This is a genomic window from Lysobacter antibioticus, from assembly GCF_000731095.1.
Lineage (GTDB): Bacteria > Pseudomonadota > Gammaproteobacteria > Xanthomonadales > Xanthomonadaceae > Lysobacter > Lysobacter antibioticus_B.
Window position 1 is genome coordinate 133,285 of sequence record NZ_JMTZ01000021.1, and the last position, 19,266, is coordinate 152,550.

General features: G+C 68.2%; 14 protein-coding genes and 2 pseudogenes. 15 read left to right on the forward strand and 1 reads right to left on the reverse strand.

The features are described 5' to 3' along the window. Nucleotides 1-5: 5 nt before the first annotated feature. The 14 genes and pseudogenes from rsmH (at nucleotide 6) to lpxC (ending at nucleotide 17,070) form a co-directional block, all read left to right on the forward strand. Nucleotides 6-1,025: a 16S rRNA (cytosine(1402)-N(4))-methyltransferase RsmH gene (gene rsmH, locus EX88_RS0108600; RefSeq protein ID WP_031371592.1), complete on the forward strand. Its 1,020-nt coding sequence runs from the start codon at nucleotides 6-8 to the stop codon at nucleotides 1,023-1,025. Continuing rightward, complete coding sequence (gene ftsL / locus EX88_RS0108605) at nucleotides 1,022-1,285, forward strand: cell division protein FtsL (protein ID WP_031371593.1); 264 nt, start codon at nucleotides 1,022-1,024, stop codon at nucleotides 1,283-1,285. The genes rsmH and ftsL overlap by 4 nt, the downstream gene beginning before the upstream one ends. Beyond that, nucleotides 1,282-3,264 (forward strand): peptidoglycan D,D-transpeptidase FtsI family protein, encoded by a 1,983-nt coding sequence (locus EX88_RS0108610; RefSeq protein ID WP_081930754.1) that lies wholly within the window; start codon nucleotides 1,282-1,284, stop codon nucleotides 3,262-3,264. The genes ftsL and EX88_RS0108610 overlap by 4 nt, the downstream gene beginning before the upstream one ends. Then, nucleotides 3,261-4,784, forward strand: coding sequence for a UDP-N-acetylmuramoyl-L-alanyl-D-glutamate--2,6-diaminopimelate ligase (locus EX88_RS0108615; RefSeq protein ID WP_036148358.1), 1,524 nt, complete (start codon nucleotides 3,261-3,263; stop codon nucleotides 4,782-4,784). Before EX88_RS0108610 ends, EX88_RS0108615 begins: the two co-directional genes overlap by 4 nt. Further along, on the forward strand, nucleotides 4,781-6,172 hold the full coding sequence (locus tag EX88_RS0108620) for a UDP-N-acetylmuramoyl-tripeptide--D-alanyl-D-alanine ligase (RefSeq protein WP_031371596.1): 1,392 nt from the start codon (nucleotides 4,781-4,783) through the stop codon (nucleotides 6,170-6,172). The genes EX88_RS0108615 and EX88_RS0108620 overlap by 4 nt, the downstream gene beginning before the upstream one ends. After that, nucleotides 6,162-7,250, forward strand: a complete 1,089-nt coding sequence (gene mraY / locus EX88_RS0108625; RefSeq protein WP_031371597.1) for a phospho-N-acetylmuramoyl-pentapeptide-transferase — start codon at nucleotides 6,162-6,164, stop codon at nucleotides 7,248-7,250. Before EX88_RS0108620 ends, mraY begins: the two co-directional genes overlap by 11 nt. Then, on the forward strand, nucleotides 7,250-8,575 hold the full coding sequence (gene ftsW, locus EX88_RS0108630; protein ID WP_031371598.1) for a putative lipid II flippase FtsW: 1,326 nt from the start codon (nucleotides 7,250-7,252) through the stop codon (nucleotides 8,573-8,575). Before mraY ends, ftsW begins: the two co-directional genes overlap by 1 nt. Beyond that, nucleotides 8,572-9,754, forward strand: a pseudogene (gene murG / locus EX88_RS0108635) (undecaprenyldiphospho-muramoylpentapeptide beta-N-acetylglucosaminyltransferase). The gene ftsW and the pseudogene murG overlap by 4 nt, the downstream one beginning before the upstream one ends. A gap of 66 nt (nucleotides 9,755-9,820) precedes the next feature. Beyond that, nucleotides 9,821-11,266, forward strand: a complete 1,446-nt coding sequence (gene murC, locus EX88_RS0108640) for a UDP-N-acetylmuramate--L-alanine ligase (RefSeq protein WP_031371600.1) — start codon at nucleotides 9,821-9,823, stop codon at nucleotides 11,264-11,266. Between the two features lie 5 nt (nucleotides 11,267-11,271). Next, a complete protein-coding gene (locus EX88_RS0108645; RefSeq protein ID WP_152566176.1) occupies nucleotides 11,272-12,264 on the forward strand; it encodes a D-alanine--D-alanine ligase in 993 nt (330 codons plus the stop codon). Further along, nucleotides 12,261-12,989 (forward strand): annotated as a pseudogene (locus EX88_RS0108650) (cell division protein FtsQ/DivIB); the annotation flags it as partial. The gene EX88_RS0108645 and the pseudogene EX88_RS0108650, both read left to right, overlap by 4 nt. Nucleotides 12,990-12,997: 8 nt before the next feature. Beyond that, entirely contained in the window at nucleotides 12,998-14,248 is a 1,251-nt protein-coding gene (gene ftsA, locus EX88_RS0108655) for a cell division protein FtsA (RefSeq protein ID WP_031371603.1), read from the forward strand. A 300-nt stretch (nucleotides 14,249-14,548) separates the two neighbouring features. Further along, a complete protein-coding gene (gene ftsZ / locus EX88_RS0108660; protein WP_031371604.1) occupies nucleotides 14,549-15,769 on the forward strand; it encodes a cell division protein FtsZ in 1,221 nt (406 codons plus the stop codon). Between the two features lie 392 nt (nucleotides 15,770-16,161). Then, a complete protein-coding gene (gene lpxC / locus EX88_RS0108665; RefSeq protein WP_031371605.1) occupies nucleotides 16,162-17,070 on the forward strand; it encodes a UDP-3-O-acyl-N-acetylglucosamine deacetylase in 909 nt (302 codons plus the stop codon). Between the two features lie 305 nt (nucleotides 17,071-17,375). Here the strand turns inward: lpxC and EX88_RS0108670 are convergent, their stop codons facing one another. Further along, nucleotides 17,376-17,822 (reverse strand): DUF721 domain-containing protein, encoded by a 447-nt coding sequence (locus EX88_RS0108670; RefSeq protein WP_031371606.1) that lies wholly within the window; start codon nucleotides 17,820-17,822, stop codon nucleotides 17,376-17,378. 7 nt (nucleotides 17,823-17,829) lie between these two features. Here EX88_RS0108670 and EX88_RS0108675 point away from each other — a divergent pair, with 7 nt between their 5' ends. After that, nucleotides 17,830-18,741, forward strand: coding sequence for a M23 family metallopeptidase (locus EX88_RS0108675; protein ID WP_031371607.1), 912 nt, complete (start codon nucleotides 17,830-17,832; stop codon nucleotides 18,739-18,741). Nucleotides 18,742-19,266 lie beyond the last annotated feature (525 nt).

Sequence of the window (19,266 nt, forward strand, 5' to 3'; positions counted from 1 at the left end):
GTGGCATGGAACGCACGCACGCGCGATCCGGCCACCTTCCCGTGATGTACCGGCAGGCGCTGGATGGCCTGCGGGTGCTCGGGAACGGTGCCTATCTCGACGGCACGTTCGGACGCGGCGGGCATGCCCGCGGCGTACTTGAGCTTTTGCAAGCGCGAGGCCGGCTGCTGGTGATGGACAAAGACCCGGAAGCGATCGCCGTGGCCGAACGCGAGTTCGGTGACGACCCGCGCGTGTCGATCTATCGCGGCAGCTTCGCCGACCTGGCCCACTGGGACGAAACCGCCGCCGGCCTCGACGGCGTGCTGCTGGACCTGGGCGTGTCCTCGCCGCAGCTCGACGTCGCCGAGCGCGGCTTCAGCTTCGGCAAGGACGGCCCGCTCGACATGCGCATGGACCCGGACAGCGGCCAGAGCGCGGCGCAGTGGCTGGCCTCGGCGTCGGAGAAAGAGATCGCCGACGTGCTGTGGACCTACGGCGAAGAACGCCAGAGCCGCAAGATCGCCCGCACCATCGTCGCCCGCCGCAGCGAGCAGCCCTTGCTGCGCACCGCCCAGTTGGCCGACCTGATCGCTTCGGTGATGCCGCGCGGCGACAACAAGATCCATCCGGCGACCCGCAGCTTCCAGGCGATCCGCATCTTCATCAACCGCGAACTGGCCGATCTCGAAGCCGGCCTCGACGCCGCGCTGGCCCGCCTCAAGCCCGGCGGCCGCCTCGCGGTGATCAGCTTCCACTCGCTCGAAGACCGCATCGTCAAGCAGTTCATCGCCCGCCACTCGAAGGCGCCGCCGGCCAACCGGCGCATGCCGATCGAGCTGGCGTTCACCCCGACCCTGCTGGCGATCGGCGGTGCGCAGAAGGCCTTCGACGAAGAAACCGCGAGCAACCCGCGCGCGCGCAGCGCGGTGCTGCGGGTGGCCGAAAAGCTGGGAATGGGGAATGGGGAATCGGGAATCGTGCATTCGCCGTCCCGACTCCCGACTCCCGATTCCCGATTCCCGGACCAGGGAGGCGCAGCATGATGCGCCTGCTGCTCGCCCTGCTGATCGTCGCCAACGTGGTTTCGGCCCTGTTGGTGGTGTTCGCGCGCCACGAGCACCGCCAGTTGTTCGTGCAACTCAACAAGCTCCAGCGCGAGCGCGACGAACTCAATATCGAGTTCGGCCGCCTGCAACTGGAACAGGCGACCTGGGCGGAGAGCAACCGCATCGACCAGGTCGCGCGCGAGCGCATCGGGATGAAGTTCCCGGAAGGCGCCGAAACCGTGGTGATCCGGCCATGAACGGTCGCAAGCCGCAGCGCCCCACCCGCAGCGGGCCGCTCGATCGCGTGCTCGGCGACCGCGGCCGCGGCGGCGGCTTCGACCGTCTCGTCGAAGGCATCGGCGAACGCTTCGCACGCGCCCGCGAAGACCGCGGCTCGCGCGGCAACAAGCCGCGCGGTCGCGTCGCCCAGTTCAACCTGCGCAACCGCCTGATCCTAGTCGGCGGCTCGCTCGGCCTGTGCGCGGTCGCCCTGGTCGGGCGCGCGTTGGACCTGCAGGTCATCAGCAACGATTTCTATCGCCAGCAGGGCGATGCGCGTTCGCTGCGCGAGATCCCGATCCCGACCTCGCGCGGCATGATCACCGACCGCAACGGCGAGCCGCTGGCGGTGTCGACGCCGGTCGAGTCGATCTGGGGCAACCCCAAGGAACTGGCCAAGAACCCCGAGCGCCTGCCGGAACTGGCCAAGGCGCTGGGCGTGTCGCGCGACGAGCTGACCCGCAAGCTGGCCCAGCGCGCCGGCAAGGAATTCATGTACCTCAAGCGCCGGATCAATCCGGACGAGGCGCGCAAGATCCTCGCGCACAAGGTGCCGGGCGTGTTCTCGCAGCGCGAGTTCCGCCGCTTCTACCCGCAGGGCGAAGCGATGGCGCACGTGTTGGGCTTCACCAACATCGACGACCGCGGCCAGGAAGGCCTGGAGCTGGCGTTCGACCACGAGCTGCGCGGCAAGCCCGGCACCAAGCGGGTGATCCGCGACGGCGCCGGCCGCATCGTCGAGAACGTCGACCTGGTGCAGTCGGCCGAGCCGGGCAAGGACCTGACCCTGACCCTCGACCGCCGCATCCAGTACCTGACCTACCGCGAGCTGCGCCGCGCGCTGGTCGAGACCGGCGCCAGCAGCGCTTCGGCGGTGGTGCTCGACATCGAGACCGGCGAAGTGTTGGCGATGGCGAATCTGCCGACTTACAACCCGAACCTGCTCAGCGCCGGCAACCGCGACACCCACCGCAACCGCGCGGTCACCGACGTGGTCGAGCCGGGTTCGACGATGAAGCCGATCACCGTCGCCGCGGCGCTCAACGCCGGCGCGGTCAAGCCGACGACCCTGGTCAACACCACGCCGGGCTGGATGCCCAACGGCCGTTATCGCATTACCGACACCCACAACAACGGCGTGTTGACCGTTACCGGCGTGATCACCAAGAGCTCCAACGTCGGCGCGGCCAAGCTCGCCCTGCCGTTGCCGAACGACTATTACTACAACTTCATTCGCGGCTTCGGTTACGGGCAGAAGCCCAACAGCGGCTTCCCGGGCGAGTCCTCGGGTCTGCTGGCGCCGCCGTCGCGCTGGAGCGGCACCACCAAGGCGACCATGTCCTACGGCTACGGCCTGTCGGCCACACCGGTGCAGATCGCCATGGCCTATGCGGCGATGGCCAACGGCGGCCGCCTGATCCAGCCGACCTTCGTCAAGGGCCAGCGCAACGAAGCGCGGCAGGTGCTGGAGCCGGCGGTGGCCGGCGAGATCATGCGCATGATGCAGACCGTGACCGAGCCGGGCGGCACCGCCAAGCAGGCGGCGATCCTCGGTTATCACGTCGCCGGCAAGACCGGCACCACCCGTAAATTCAGCGCCACCGGCGGCTATTCGCGCAAGTACGTGTCCTTGTTCGCCGGCGTGGTGCCGGTGGAGAAGCCGCGCTTCTCGATGGTGGTGGTGGTCAGCGAGCCCGACCCGACCAAGCGCGGCTACTACGGCGGTTCGGTGTCGGGCCCGGTGTTCCGCAACGTCATGGACGGCGCCCTGCGCCTGATGGACGTGGCGCCCGACGACATCGAAACCTGGCTGGCGGTGCAGGCCGCGGCCGAAGCCAAGCGCCTCAAGCAGAACGGCGGCAAGCCGAGCGGCCCGGTGGTTCCGGTGGCGACGCAGACCGTCGCTTCGCCACCGCCGATCGCCGCGAGTGCGTTGGTCCAGGGAGGCGCGCGATGAGCCGCTTGATGCCCTTGGCCGAACTGTTGCCCGACATCGCCGGCATCCCCGGCGATCTGCGTATCACCGGCCTGGTGATGGACAGCCGCGCGGTGCGCCCCGGCAATGCCTTCGTCGCGATCGCCGGCTTCGGCGCGCACGGCCTGGGTTTCGTCGAGCAGGCGCGCGCCAACGGCGCCAGCGCGATCCTGTTCGAGCCGCCCGCGCCGGACGAGCTGCCGGCCCCGGCCGATGCGATCGCCGTGCCCGGACTGCGTGCGCGCCTGGGGGAAATGGGCGACCGCTTCCACGGCCGCGCCACCGAAGCGATGACCGTGGTCGGCGTGACCGGCACCAACGGCAAGACCTCGACCGTGCAATTGATCGCGCAGGCCTGGGCCTTGCGCGGTATCCGCTGCGGCACCGTCGGCACCCTCGGCGCCGGCCTGTACGGCGAGATCGTGCCGACCGGTTTCACCACCCCGCTGGTGCTGCAGTTGCACGAACTGCTCGCCGACATGCACGAGGCCGGCGCCAGCGCGATCGCGATGGAAGTCAGTTCGCACGCGCTCGACCAGGGCCGCGTCGCCGGCGTGCATTTCGACGTCGGCGTGTTCACCAATCTGACCCGCGATCATCTCGACTATCACGGCGACATGGCGAGCTACGGCGCAGCCAAGGCGCGTCTGTTCGCCTGGCCCGGACTCAAGGCCGCGGCGATCAATCTCGACGACGAGTTCGGCCGCGAACTGATCGCCAAGCTGCCCAAGTCGGTGCGCGCGGTGGGCCTGAGCTCGCGCGATCGCGACAACGCCGTCGTCCGTGCCGAGACCCTGAGCTTCGACAACCGCGGCATCGGCTTCGACCTGGTCGTCGACGGCCAGACCCACGCGGTGGTGTCGCCCTTGCTGGGCCGCTTCAACGTCGACAACCTGCTGGCGGTGGCCGGCACCTTGTACGCGCTCGGCGACAAGCCGGTGCAGATCGCCGAAACCCTGTCGCAGTTGCAGCCCATCCACGGACGCATGAACCGCCTCGGCGGCGACGGCGTCGCGCCGTTGGTGGTGATCGACTACGCGCATACGCCCGACGCGCTGGAACAGGCGCTGGCCTCGCTGCGCTCGCATGCCGGCGCGCGCCTGATCTGCGTGTTCGGCTGCGGCGGCGAGCGCGATCGCGGCAAGCGCCCGCAGATGGCGGCGATCGCCGAGTACGGCGCCGACCTGGTCATCGTCACCGACGACAATCCGCGCGGCGAAGACGGCGACGTCATCGTCGCGGACATCATGGCCGGCTTGCGCGATCCGCAGCGGGCGCTGGTCCTGCGCGACCGCCGCGCGGCGATCGACTACGCCATCGCCCAGGCCGACGCCGACGACATCGTGCTGATCGCCGGCAAGGGGCACGAGCCTTATCAGGAGATCCAGGGCGTGCGCCATGCCTTCGACGACACCGACGTAGCCCGAGCGGCGCTGGAGGCCCGCGCGCCGCACATGGATGCGCAAGTGTCGCGGGCCCAGGATGGGCAGGAGCGGCCATGAAGAGTCTGCGGCTGTCCGAGATCGCGCGCATGACCGGCGGCCGCCTGCACGGCGCCGATGCGGCCATCGAACTGGTCGTCACCGACACCCGTGCGCTGCCCGAGGCGGGCGCAGCGCTGTTCGTCGCGCTCAAGGGCGAGCGTTTCGACGGCCACGACCATGTCGCCAAGCTCGCCGGCAGCGCCGTCGTCGGTGCTCTGGTCGCGCGCGAGATCGATGCCCCGATCGCCCAGGTGGTAGTCGCCGACAGCGAGCGCGCGCTCGCCGACCTCGCCGCCGCGGTGCAGGCGCAGCGTAGCGGCAACACCGTCGTCGCCATCACCGGCAGCAACGGCAAGACCAGCGTCAAGACCCTGACCGCGGCGATCCTCGAACGCGCCGGCCGCACCTATGCGACGCCGGGCAACCGCAATAACGAGATCGGCCTGCCGTTGGCGGTGCTCGACGCACCGGAAGACGCTCAGTTCGCGATCTACGAAATGGGCGCCGGCAAGCCCGGCGACATCGCCTATCTGGTGCGGGTGGCGCGCCCGCAGGTGGCCCTGGTCAACAACATCGCGCCGGCGCATCTGGAGCGCATGGGCAGCCTGCTCGGCATCGCCGACACCAAGGCGGCGATCTACGACGCCTTGCCGGCGGACGGCGTGGCGGTGATCAACGCCGACGACGCTTTCGCCCCGTACTTCGGCGAGCGTGCGGCCGGGCGCCGGATGATCCGCTTCGGCCTGGACGCCAGCGCCGAGGTCACCGCCCACGACGTCCGCCTAGGCACCGAAGGCTCGACCTTCGTGCTCGTCGCGCCGCAGGGGCGGGCCGAGATCGCGCTGCAATTGGTCGGCCGGCACAACGTGCGCAACGCGCTCGCCGCGGCCTCGCTGGCGCTCGCCGCCGGCGCCGGCTTCGACGCGGTCGTCGCCGGCCTGAACGCTGCGCGCCCGGTCGAAGGACGCCTGATCACCCACCGCCTCGACAACGGCGCGGTGCTGATCGACGACAGTTACAACGCCAACCCTGGCTCGACCGCGGCGGCGATCGACGCGCTGGCCGAGATCGGCGGCGAGAACTGGCTGGTGCTCGGCGACATGCGCGAGATCGGCCAGGACGAGATCGCGATGCACGTCGAGATCGGCCGCCGTGCCAAGGCTTCCGGTATCCGCCGCCTGTACGCGCTCGGCGCGCTCAGCAGCGCAGCAGCGAAGGCCTTCGGCGAAGGCGGCAGCGTGCACGAGAGCCACGCCGCGCTCGCTCAGACGCTGGCCGCGGACTTGCGCGACGGCGTACGGGTGTTGGTCAAAGGTTCGCACAGCAGTGCGATGGATCGGATCGTGACGGCGTTGCTGTCCGCGCAGAAGCCCGAACAGGGGAAGGGGACGTCGCATGTTGCTTGAATTGACTCGCTGGCTCGAACAACTGCAGAGCCTGTTCGGCTTGTTCGGCTATCTCACCTTCCGCGGCATCCTCAGCGCGCTGACTGCGCTGGCGCTGTCGTTGTGGTGGGGCCCGGCGGTGATCAGCAAGCTCGCCCAGTACAAGGGCGGCCAGCCGATCCGCCAGGACGGCCCGCAGACGCATTTCTCCAAGGCCGGCACGCCGACCATGGGCGGCGCGCTGATCCTGGTCACGGTGCTGGCCTCGGTGCTGCTGTGGGGCGACCTGCGCAACCGTTATGTCTGGCTGGTGCTGGCGGTGATGTTGGCGTTCGGCGCGATCGGCTGGTACGACGACTGGATCAAGATCGTCCACCGCGATCCCAACGGCCTGAAGTCGCGCTGGAAGTACCTGCTGCAGTCGATCTTCGGCCTGGCCGCGGGCGCTTTCCTGTATTTCACCGCCGATCCGTCGACCGCGGCCAGCACGACCTTCTACGTGCCGCTGATCAAGGCCATCGCGATCCCGCTCGGTGCAGGCCTGATCGTGGTCGCCTATTTCTGGATCGTCGGCTTCTCCAACGCGGTCAATCTGACCGACGGCCTCGACGGCCTGGCGATCATGCCGACCGTGCTGGTCGCTTGCGCGCTGGGCGTGTTCGCCTATGCCTCCGGCCACGCCGAGTTCTCCAAGTACCTGCAGATCCCGCAGGTGCCCGGGGCCGGCGAGCTGGTGATCATCTGCGCGGCGATCGCCGGCGCCGGGCTCGGCTTCCTGTGGTTCAACACCTATCCGGCCATGGTGTTCATGGGCGACATCGGCGCGCTCGCGCTCGGCGCGGTGCTCGGCACCATCGCCGTGATCGTCCGCCAGGAACTGGTGCTGGTGATCATGGGCGGCGTGTTCGTCATCGAGACCCTGTCGGTGATGATCCAGGTCGCCTCGTTCAAGCTCACCGGCAAGCGCGTGTTCCGCATGGCGCCGATCCATCACCACTTCGAACTCAAGGGCTGGCCCGAGCCGCGCGTGATCGTGCGCTTCTGGATCATCTCGGTGGTGTTGGTGCTGGTCGGTCTGGCAACGCTCAAGGTCCGTTGATGGAAAATTCCGCACGCCAGGCAACGCGACTCGACGCCATCCACGGGCGCTACGACCCGTGGTTGCTCGCCGTGTCCGCGGCGCTGGCCTGCGCGGGCGTGATCATGGTCGGCTCGGCCTCGCTCGGCGTCGCCGCGACCCATGCCGTCGATCCGTTCTACTTCCTGACCCGCCACCTGATCTTCCTGTCGGTCGGCCTGGGCCTGGGCTTCTGGCTGATGCGCACCGAGCTCAAGACCATCGAGCAGCACAACCAGTGGCTGCTGCTGGTCTGCGTGGTGTTGCTGTTGCTGGTGTTCGTGCCGGTGATCGGCAAGCAGGTCAACGGCGCCAAGCGCTGGATCAACCTCGGCCCGGCCAGCTTCCAGGCGGTCGAGGCGGTCAAGCTGCTCTACATCGTCTGGCTGGCGAGCTATCTCAAGCGTTTCAGCGAAGACATCTCGGCGACCTGGGGCGCGATGCTCAAGCCGATCGGCGTAGCCGTGGTGTTGGTCGCGCTGTTGCTGATGCAGCCCGACTTCGGTTCGTCCTCGCTGCTGCTGGCGATCACCGCCGGCATGCTGGTGCTCGGCGGCGTCAACATGCCGCGCATGTTCGGGCCGGTGCTGATCGGTCTGCCGGTGCTGGCGATCATCGCCATCGCCGAGCCCTACCGCGTTACCCGCCTGACCTCGTTCTTGAACCCCTGGGTCGACCCGTTCGGCACCGGCTATCAGCTGACCAACGCTTTGATGGCGGTCGGCCGCGGCGAATGGACCGGGGTCGGCCTCGGCGCGTCGGTGCAGAAGCTGTCCTACCTGCCCGAAGCGCACACCGACTTCATCATGGCGGTGATCGGCGAGGAATTCGGTTTCGCCGGCGTCTGCACCGTGGTCGGTCTGTACGTGCTGCTGGCCGGGCGCGCGCTGTGGATCGGCCTGAAGTGCGTCGAGATGCGCCGCCATTTCTCCGGCTACGTCGCCTTCGGCATCGCCCTGTGGATGGGGCTGCAGAGCTTCGTTTCGATCGGCGTGAATCTGGGGCTGTTGCCGACCAAGGGCCTGACCTTGCCGATGATTTCCTACGGCGGCTCCAGCGTGCTGATGAGCTGCGCCGCGCTCGGCGTGCTGTTGCGCGTGTCCTACGAACTCGACCGCGCCCAGCGCCAGGTCGCGCGCCTGCGCGGCGAAGCCGGGCAGGGGCAGGGGCAGGGCGTGGCGTCGCCGGCAGCGGCTGCGTCGAATGCCGGTCCGGCAGCGCCGTCCAATACGCGCAACCACGACAACGCGCGCGGAACCAGCCGTCTGCGTCAGCGCGTCGAGCCATCGCTCGGGAGGTCCGCATGAGCGAGCTTCGTTCGAGCGAACGCCCGGTGATGATTCTTGCCGGCGGCACCGGCGGCCATATCTTCCCGGGGCTTGCCGTGGCCAAGGCATTGCGTGGCCGCCATGTTCCGGTCTGTTGGCTCGGCGCCGACGGCGGCATGGAAACGCGCCTGGTGCCGCAGCACGACGTCGCCATCGACACCATCGCGATCAGCGCCGTGCGCGGCAAGGGCCTGGCCACGTTGCTGCGCGCACCGTTCCGCCTGCTGTCCTCGGTGCGCGCGGCGCAGCGCGTGCTGCGCCAGCGCCAGCCGCGCGCGGTGGTGAGTTTCGGCGGTTACGCGGCCGGCCCCGGCGGCCTGGCCGCGCGCCTGGCTGGTGTGCCGCTGATCGTGCACGAACAGAACCGCGCCCCGGGCATGACCAACCGCGTGTTGTCGCGTTTCGCGCGCCATGTGCTGACCGGTTTTCCGGACACCTTCCCGGGCGGCCGCGAAGAAGTGGTCGGCAACCCGGTGCGCGCCGAGATCGCGGCCATCGAGGTGCCGGCGCAACGTTTCGCCGAACGCAGCGGCCCGTTGCGCCTGCTCGTGCTCGGCGGCAGCCAGGGCGCGCGCGCGCTCAACACCGGCGTGCCGGCGGCGATCGCCGGTCTGCGCGGCCGCGTGCCGTGCCAGGTGCGGCACCAGTGCGGCGAGAAGCTGCGCGAGGAAGCCGAGCGCGCTTATGCCGCGGCCGGCGTGGTCGCTTCGGTCGAACCTTTCATCGCCGACATGGCCGCGGCTTACGCCTGGGCCGACCTGGTGGTCTGCCGCGCCGGTGCGCTGACCCTGGCCGAGCTGTGCGCGGCCGGCGTCGGCAGCGTGCTGGTGCCGTTCCCGCAGGCGGTCGACGACCACCAGACCAAGAACGCGCGTTTCCTGGTCGATCGCGGTGCGGCGCAGTTGCTGCCGCAGGCCGGCGACCTCGCCGAACGCCTGTCGGCGACCATCGAAATCCTGGCCGAACGCGGCGTGCTGTTGCAGATGGCCAACGCCGCGCGCGCCCTGGCCAAACCCGACGCCGCCGAACGCGTCGCCGATGCGGTGCTGGAGGCGGGGCGATGAAGGCCGTGAATCGGGAATGGGGAATGGGGAATCGGTGCGCGAGCGTCGTCCGTTCGCAGTCGATGCCGGGTTGTTTCTTCACTCGTATTTGTAACCGTGGTTGTAGCTGCTTGAACCGATTCCCGATTCCCCATTCCCGATTCCCGGCGAGAGACACAGTATGAGCACCGCACTTCGCCGCCGCCTGCAACACACCGGCGACCTGGCCAAGGCCTTCCCGCGCGTGCACTTCGTCGGCATCGGCGGCACCGGCATGAGCGGGATAGCGGAAGTCATGTGCACGCTCGGCTATCAGGTGTCGGGCTCGGACATGGCCGACAACGCGGTGACCCGCCGGCTCGAGGCGATGGGCGTCAGCGTCCACCGCGGCCACGCCGCGGCCAACGTGCTGGGCACCGACTGCGTGGTGGTGTCGAGCGCGATCAAGCGCGACAACCCCGAACTGATGGAAGCGCGCGCCCAGCGCATTCCGGTGGTGCCGCGCGCCGAGATGCTGGCCGAGCTGATGCGCTTCCGCCGCGGCATCGCCGTGGCCGGCACCCACGGCAAGACCACCACCACTTCGCTGACCGCCAGCGTGCTGGCCGAAGGCGGGATCGACCCGACCTTCGTGATCGGCGGCAAGCTGCTCGCCGCCGGCGCCAACGCCGGCCTCGGCGGCGGCCAGTGGCTGGTCGCCGAAGCCGACGAAAGCGACGGCAGCTTCCTGCGCCTGAACCCGCAGATCGCCATCGTCACCAACATCGACGCCGATCACCTGGAAAACTACGGCGGCGATTTCGCCAAGGTCCAGGCCGCGTTCGAGGAATTCCTGCACCGCCTGCCGTTCTACGGCCTGGCCGTGTTGTGCATCGACGACGCCAACGTCGCCCGGCTCGCTGCCGAGACGCCGCGTCACGTGATGACCTACGGTTTCGACGAGACCGCCGACGTGCGCGCCGAAGACGTCACTCAGCGCGGCGGGGCGATGTACTTCACCCTGTGCCTGCCGGACGCTTCGCGCACCGCGGTGACCCTGGCGCTGCCGGGCCGTCACAACGTGCTCAACTCGCTCGCCGCCGCTTCGGTGGCCTGGCAGCTCGGAGTGCAGGCCGACGCGATCGCGCGCGCGCTGGAGAAATTCGAAGGCATCGGCCGCCGCTTCAACCTGCTTGCCGAACTGCGCACCGACAAGGGCGCCGTGGTGCAACTGGTCGACGACTACGGCCATCACCCGAAAGAGCTCGAAGCGGTGTTCGCCGCGGCGCGCGGCGGCTGGCCGGACAAGCGCCTGGTGGTGGCCTTCCAGCCGCATCGTTACAGCCGCACCCGCGACCTGTTCGACGACTTCGCCGCGGTGCTGTCCTCGGTCGATGCCCTGGTGCTGACCGAGGTCTATCCGGCCGGCGAGGCGCCGATCGCCGGCGCCGACGCCAAGTCGCTGGCGCGCGCGATCCGCGCGCGCGGCCGCATCGATCCAGTCGTGGTCAGCGGTGCCGGCGATCTCGCCGGCGTGCTGCCCGACGTACTCAACGACGGGGATCTGTTGTTGCTGATGGGCGCCGGCGACATCGGCGCGGCCGCGCAGCAGCTCGCCAGCCATGGTTTCCAGGGAGAATCGAAGTGAGCGTGGTGAGTCCGCAGTTCGCGCCGTTGCGCGTCACCGACCCGGCCGTGTTCGGCCGCGTCGCCGTGCTCATGGGCGGCACCAGCGCCGAGCGCGAAGTGTCGCTGGATTCCGGGCGCGGCGTGCTGGAAGCGCTGCGTTCGCGCGGGGTCGATGCGTTCGCGGTCGACGGCATCCCGGCGTTGATGGACACCATCCGCGCCGGCGGCGTCGACCGCGTCTTCAACATCCTCCACGGCAACAAGGGCGGCGGCGAAGACGGCGTGCTGCAGGGCGTGCTGGAAGCGCTCGGCGTGCCGTATACGGGTTCGGACGTGCTCGGCTCGGCGCTGGCGATGGACAAGATCCGCACCAAGCAGGTGTGGATGTCGACCGGCCTGCCGACCCCGCGCTACAAGCGCGTCGCCAAGGGCGACGACGTCCATGCGGCGGCGCGCGAGATCGGCCTGCCGGTGATCATCAAGCCCTCCAGCGAAGGCTCCAGCGTCGGCGTGTCGCGCGTGCTCAAGGACGCCGACATCGACGAGGCCGTGGCGCTCGCCGCGCGCTATCCGGGCGAGATGTTGATGGAGCAGATGGTGATCGGCGACGAGCTGACCGTGGCCGTGCTGGTCAACGGCGAGGGCTATACCGCGCTGCCGTCGATCCGCATCGTGCCGAAGGGCGAGTGGTACGACTACCACGCCAAGTACATCGCCGACGACACCCAGTACCTGTGTCCGGGCCTGGACGGCGCCGACGAAGCCGAGATCCGCCGGCTGGCGATGGAAGCCTTCGTCGCCGCGGGTTGCAAGGGCTGGGGCCGGGTCGACGTGATGCGCGACCGCAACAGCGGCCAGCTGTATCTGATCGAGGTCAACACCGCGCCGGGCATGACCAGCCACTCGCTGGTGCCGAAGGCCGCGCGCCAGGTCGGTATCGATTACGACGAACTGTGCTGGCGTGTGCTCGAAGCCACCGTGGTCGCGCCGCCCGCCGTAGGAGGTGACGCGGCGTGAACGCCATGCTCCGCCTCGTCGGATGGTTGCTTGCGCTGACCTTGGTCGCGCTGCCGGTCGTCGCCGTGCTCAACGGCTGGGTCGGCGCGAACCAATGGCCGCTCAAGCGCCTGCGCGTGACCGGCGAGTTCGAGCGGGTGGATGCGGCGTCGTTGCGCAAGACTTTGTTGCCGTATGCGCAGCGCGGTTTCTTCGCGGTGGATCTGGCGGCCGCGCAGGACTCGGTCGCCAAGTTGCCGTGGGTCGAGCATGCCGAAGTGCGCAAGCGCTGGCCCGACGTGCTGGAAGTCAGCGTGATCGAACACAAGCCGTTCGCGCGCTGGGGCAAGGACCAGTTGCTGTCGGAGCAGGGACGCCTGTTCCCGGTCGACGGCATCCAGGTGCCGGACGGTCTGCCTCAGTTCGGCGGGCCCGACGCGCGGGTCGCCGACGTGGTCGCGCTCTACAACGAGTCGCGCGAGCTGTTCGCCCCGGTCGGCATGGACGTAAGGCAGGTCGAGGTGGACCAGCGCGGCAGTTGGACGCTCGGTCTGGGCAACGGCGCGCAGATCGTGGTCGGACGCAGCGAAGCGCGCGCCCGCCTGGGCCGCTTCGTCAGGTTGTTGCCGCAGTTGTTGGCCCAGCGCGTGCAAGTGCTCGCGCGCGCCGATCTTCGTTATACCAATGGTTTTTCGCTGTCCTGGGCGCCCGTGCAGGCACCCGAGGCGGCACCGAAACAGCAGCAAGGACAGTCATGAACCGCAAAGGCGACAAGTCGCTGATCGTAGGCCTCGACATCGGCACCTCCAAGGTGGTGGCGCTGGTGGGCGAGTACACGCCTTCGGACGGCCGGCCCGGCACTCCGATCGAAGTCATCGGCATCGGCTCGCACGAATCGCGCGGTCTCAAGCGCGGCGTCGTGGTCGACATCGAATCGACGGTGCAGTCGATCCAGCGCGCGATCGAGGAAGCCGAGCTGATGGCCGGCTGCGAGATCCGCTCGGTCTACGCCTCGATTTCCGGCAACCACATCCAGTGCCGCAACTCGCAGGGCATCGCGCCGATCCGCGACGGCGAGGTCACTTACGGCGATCTCGACCGCGTGCTCGAAGCGGCCAAGGCGGTGGCGATTCCGGCCGACCAGAAGATCCTGCATGCGATCCCGCGCGACTACGTGCTCGACGATTCGCAGGAAGGCATCCGCAACCCGGTCGGCATGACCGGCGTGCGCCTGGAAGTGCACGCGCATCTGGTCGTGTGCGCGCAGTCGGCCGCGGCCAACATCAGCAAGTGCGTGCAGCGCTGCGGACTGCAGGTCGACGACCTGATCCTCGGCGTGCTCGCTTCGAGCAATGCCGTGCTGACCAGCGACGAGCGCGAGCTCGGCGTGGTCCTGGTCGACATCGGCGCCGGCACCACCGACATCGCGGTGTTCGTGCAGGGCGCGATCGCCCACAGCGCGAGCCTGCCGATCGCCGGCGACAAGGTCACCGAAGACATCGCCCACATGCTGCGCACGCCGACCCCGGAAGCCGAGCAGATCAAGGTCCGCTACGCCTGCGCTTTGGCGCAGATGGCGACGGCCGAGGAATCGATCCAGGTGCCGAGCGTCGGCGACCGCCCGCCGCGGCGCATGCCGCGTCACTCGCTGGCGCAAGCGGTGCAGGCGCGTTACGAGGAAATCTTCGAAATGATCCAGGCCGAACTGCGCCGCTCGGGTTTCGAGCATCACGTGCGCGCCGGCATGGTCCTGACCGGCGGCGCCTCGAAGATGGAAGGCGTGGTCGAGCTGGCCGAGGAAATGCTGCAGATGCCAGTGCGCGTGGGCATTCCGCAGCACGTCACCGGCCTGGGCGAAGTGGTCGGCAACCCGGTCCACGCGACCGGCGTCGGGCTGCTGCTGATGGGCAGCCAGATTGAGAACCCGCGCCGTCCGGTGATCTCCACCGGTCGCGCCGGCAGCTTCTTCAACAAGATCAAGAACTGGTATCGCGGCGAGTTCTGACGGCCGGGATTCGAGAGCCGGGAGTTGGGATTCGGGAATCGTAAAGGCAACAGCAATAAGCACGAGCAACAGCACTGGCAGGTTGTGGCAACGGCAGTAGCGGTAAACGAGTAGCGAAACGTCGGAGAGGACGGCATCGAGACCAAGGCTTCGCTTTTTGCGAATCCCGAATCCCGATTCCCGATTCCCGGCAGAAAAAAACCAAAAACGTCGGAGAGGACGGCATCGAGACCAGGGCTTCGCTTTTACGAATCCCGAATCCCGATTCCCGAATCCCGGCACTAATAAGAGGACGAGGACATGGCACATTTCGAACTGGTTGAAAAAATGGCCCCGAACGCGGTCATCAAGGTCGTTGGCGTGGGCGGCGGCGGCGGTAACGCCGTGGCGCACATGGTCAGCGGCAACGTCGACGGCGTGGAGTTCATCACCGCCAACACCGACGCGCAGGCGATCAAGAACTGCGGCGCCAAGCTGCAGCTACAGCTCGGCAGCAACGTCACCAAGGGCCTGGGCGCAGGCGCGAATCCGGAGGTCGGCCGCCAAGCCGCGCTGGAAGATCGCGAACGCATCATGGACGCGCTGACCGGCGCCGACATGGTCTTCATCACCGCCGGCATGGGCGGCGGCACCGGCACTGGCGCGGCGCCGGTCGTGGCCCAACTCGCCAAGGAGATGGGCATCCTGACCGTCGCGGTCGTCACCAAGCCGTTCCCGTTCGAAGGCCGCCGCCGCATGCAGGTCGCGCTGAAGGGCATCGAAGAGCTGTCGCACCACTGCGATTCGCTGATCACCATCCCGAACGAGAAGCTGATCACCGTGCTCGGCCGCAACGCGACCATGATCCAGGCCTTCCGTGCCGCCAACGACGTGCTGCTCGGCGCCGTGCAGGGCATCGCCGACCTGATCGTGCGTCCGGGCCTGATCAACGTCGACTTCGCCGACGTGCGCACGGTCATGAGCGAGATGGGTCTGGCGATGATGGGCACCGGCGCCGCACGCGGCGACGACCGCGCCCAGGCCGCGGCCGAATCGGCGATCCAGAACCCGCTGCTCGACGACGTCAACCTGGCCGGCGCCAACGGCATCCTGGTCAACATCACCGCCGGTCCGGACTTCACCATGGCCGAGTTCGACGAAGTCGGCCGCACCATCGAGAACTTCGCTTCCGAAGACGCGACGGTGGTCATCGGCACCGTGCTCGACCCGGACATGCAGGACGAGGTCAAGGTCACCGTGGTCGCCACCGGCCTCAACCGCGTCGCCGCCAAGCAGTCGGTGCGCGGTCACGGCCACGACCGCGAATCGCAGCGCGCGCCGATCCAGCTGGTGCGCAACGCGACCACCGGCCAGCCGGAGTTCTCGGCGATGGACGATGTCGGCCATGCGCCGATGCCGAGCTTCGGCGGCAGCCTGCGCGGCAGCTCGCGCCAGGAACCGACCGGCCCGGCCGTGGCGGACTTCGGCAGCGACAACAGCTACCTGGACATCCCGGCGTTCCTGCGCCGCCAGGCGGATTGAAGCGTTGGAGCCAGGAATGAGTGGGCAGGAGTGAGAAACGAGTAGGGCGGCTTTCGCTCACTCCTCACTGTTCTCGACTCGTTCCTGCTTCAAGGAACACCCTCGGGCCGGACTCGTCCCCGGCCTCAGGCATCTTGCCCCCGCGCCCCGGCGCAGGGGGCTTTTGGGCCGGTCGGCCCTACCCCTCGGGGCGGTCGACCGGTCAGTTTGACGAACGCTGTTGACAACGGCGGGACACTGTGTCCTTTCCGTTCAGGTTCAGGGTTGCGCGTGCTAATCTTGCGCGGCTTCGTTTCACCCCCATCCAGTGGTCGGTCCCCTTCGCGTCCGCAGGCTTTGCGGACCGATGCCGACACCAACACTCCATGTCCGCGGAAAGTCTCCCCACGACCATGCTGCGTCAGCGCACCCTCAAGAATGTGATCCGCGCCACCGGCGTGGGCCTGCACAGCGGCGAGAAGGTTTTTCTCACCCTGCGCCCGGCGCCGACCGATACCGGCATCGTGTTCCGCCGCGTCGATCTCGACCCGGTGGTGGAGCTGCCTGCGCGCGCCGACCTGGTCACCGAGACCACTCTGTGCACGGGCCTGACCTACGGCGCCGGCAAGGTCATGACGGTCGAACACTTGCTGTCGGCGATGGCCGGGCTCGGCATCGACAATTGCTATGTCGAACTGTCGGCACCGGAAGTGCCGATCATGGACGGCTCGGCCGGTCCGTTCGTGTTCCTGCTGCAGTCGGCGGGCATCGCCGAGCAGGACGCGCCCAAGCGCTTCATCCGCATCAAGCATCCGGTCGAGGTGCGCGACGGCGACAAGGTCGCCCGTTTCGAGCCCTTCGACGGTTTCCGCCTGGGTTTCACCGTGGTCTTCGACCATCCGGCGATTCCGGCGGCGCAGTCGCGCGCGCAGGTCGAGTTTTCGACCGAGAACTACATCCGCGAAGTCAGCCGCGCCCGCACCTTCGGCTTTATGCGCGACCTGGAATACATGCGCGAGCGCAACCTCGGCCTTGGCGGCTCGATGGACAATGCGATTGTGCTCGACGAGTTCCGCGTGCTCAACGACGACGGCCTGCGTTACGCCGACGAATTCGTCCGCCACAAGATCCTCGACGCGGTCGGCGATCTCTACCTCGCAGGCCACGCGATCATCGGCGCCTACGAGGGCTACAAGTCCGGCCACGCGCTCAACAATAAGCTCGTGCGCGCCCTGCTGGCCGAACGCTCGGCTTGGGAGCAGGTCACCTATACCGGCTCGGAGCCGACTCCGGTGGCCTACGGCGAGCCCATTCCGGCCTGATTCGGCTTGATTGGGCCTGTTCGGGCCCGATCGGGAACTCGCGCCGGCCTGATCGGGCCGGGTGCGGAGGCCGGTAAACGGCGCCCGAAACTGAATGCGCGACCGGCGCCCGGCCCGGAAAATCAAGAACGTTAACGCGATCACACTCGTGAACGGCGCGTGACGTCTTAACTAATTTCTAACGAAACCTTTCTGAAATGCTTCCGGCTCTTTAACAAAGCCGAGGGGTAGGGCCAGTAGGATTCTCCGACCCCGGCTCTCGGACCCCCGCCGGTTTGCGTCGACGACGCGGACCGCCCCGAGTGTCAGCCGGCGTCGCTGGGCCCTGACGGATCAGGTTTCTTCAGCGATGCCAGCGCGGCTTGCAGCGCTTCTTGCGTCGCAGCCGACATGGGTTTGGCCTTCCTCACCGGCGCTGCCGCCGGCATGGGAATCGTCGTCTTGACGACGAATTCGGCCGCTTCCAGCCCGACGGATCGGGCTGCGTCGAGCAGTTCCGGAGCTGCGAGCCTCAATTTGGCGCGCCACACCGGAGCATCGACGACATACACGAGCCTGCCGCGTTCGAAATTGGCCAACCGCGCGTGCGCGGCGAGCGAAGGCGGCAGGTAGGGGCGTAACCGACGGTCCAGTTCGTCGAGCCATAGGGCTCGGCGGATCGGGTTGCCAGCGGGGTCTTCGAGCAGTGCATCCAAGGCGATGCGCGGCTTAGAGGGGCCGCGCGACGGCGGCTTGGGCTTGGAATAAGACATCGGACACATGACCTATAAAACCATCGTAGACAACACACGAGCCAGGCTGGGCGAGTTCTTCCAGCAGGCCGGACGGATCGGCTCCCGCCGTCCGGCGCTCGCCATCGCATTGCTGCTCGGCACCGGCGTCAGCATCGGTGCCGGTGCGGGCATCGCCGACAACCGCATGCTACGCGCGCAGTTGACCCAGCAGCAGGCCCAGATCACCGCGACGCGCCGCGACGCGCAGCGCGAGATCAACGCCCTCGCCGCACGCATGGGCGAATTGCAGGCCGAAGCCAACCGTCTCAACGCGCTCGGCGAGCGCCTGACCCGGATCGGCCAACTGCAGGACGGCGAGTTCGATTTCGAAAAGCCGGTCGGCGTCGGTGGCGCCGGTCCGGTGCGCGACATGGCCAAGCCCGAGCTCGACGCCGGCATGGACCTGCTCGATCGCCAGTTCAAGGCCTCCGGCGAACAGCTCTCGGTGCTCGAGTCGCTGCTGTTCAATCGCCAGGTCGACATGAATGCGGTGCCCTCGCGTGCGCCGATCGCCAACAGCTATATCACCTCCGGCTTCGGCGGCCGTGCCGACCCGTTCAACGGCGGCGCCGCGTTCCACAAGGGCATCGATTTCGAGGCCGACGTGGGCGACCCGGTGCTGGCTGTGGCCGACGGCGTGGTCAGCTACTCCGGCGTGCGTTCGGGCTACGGCAACGTGATCGAGATCGACCACGGCAACGGCTACGTGACGCGTTATGCGCACAACTCCAGCCTGCTGCTCAAGGTCGGCGAACTCGTCCGTGCCGGCCAGGAGATCGCCAAGGCCGGCTCCAGCGGCCGTTCCACCGGCGCCCACGTGCATTTCGAAGTCTGGGAAGGCGGCCGGGTCGTGAACCCGCTCAAGTTCCTCAACCAGCAATCCCCGCTGAGGGGGTGAACCAAGCCCGCTCGCGAGCCACTGGCTCGCGGGCTTGGTGAACGCCCGCCGCGCTGCGGCGGGCTGGGCGAGGAAAACCAAGCGGGAGCATTCGCTCATCGCTGGCCGATCATCTGCCGAATAGCGATCCCCTCGCGAGCCACTGGCTCGCGGGCCTGTCGAACGCCCGCCGCGCTGCGGCGGGTCAACCGAGCGGGAGAGGCATCGTCCTGGTCGATGCCCGCTGGCTCGCATACCGACCTGATACGGCTCCACAGCCATCCAAGTCGAAATGCTTCCCGCGCGGGGCGGTCAATAGCCGGCTGCCGAGTCCGTCCAAACCCGCCGAGCACCGGGCTCGCCCGAGCCCCGGGAATCCGCCGAACTGTGGAATTGAGCAAAGTCCCACATTCGATCGGCGCACATCCCCCTTGATACCGTTCAGGTCGCCCCCCACGCTAGAATGCGTGTGGCCAAAGACCAGGCTCGATTCGATCGGGGGCGCACGGCGCCTCCGATTGCGTTTTCGGGATGCCGAAACGCAAG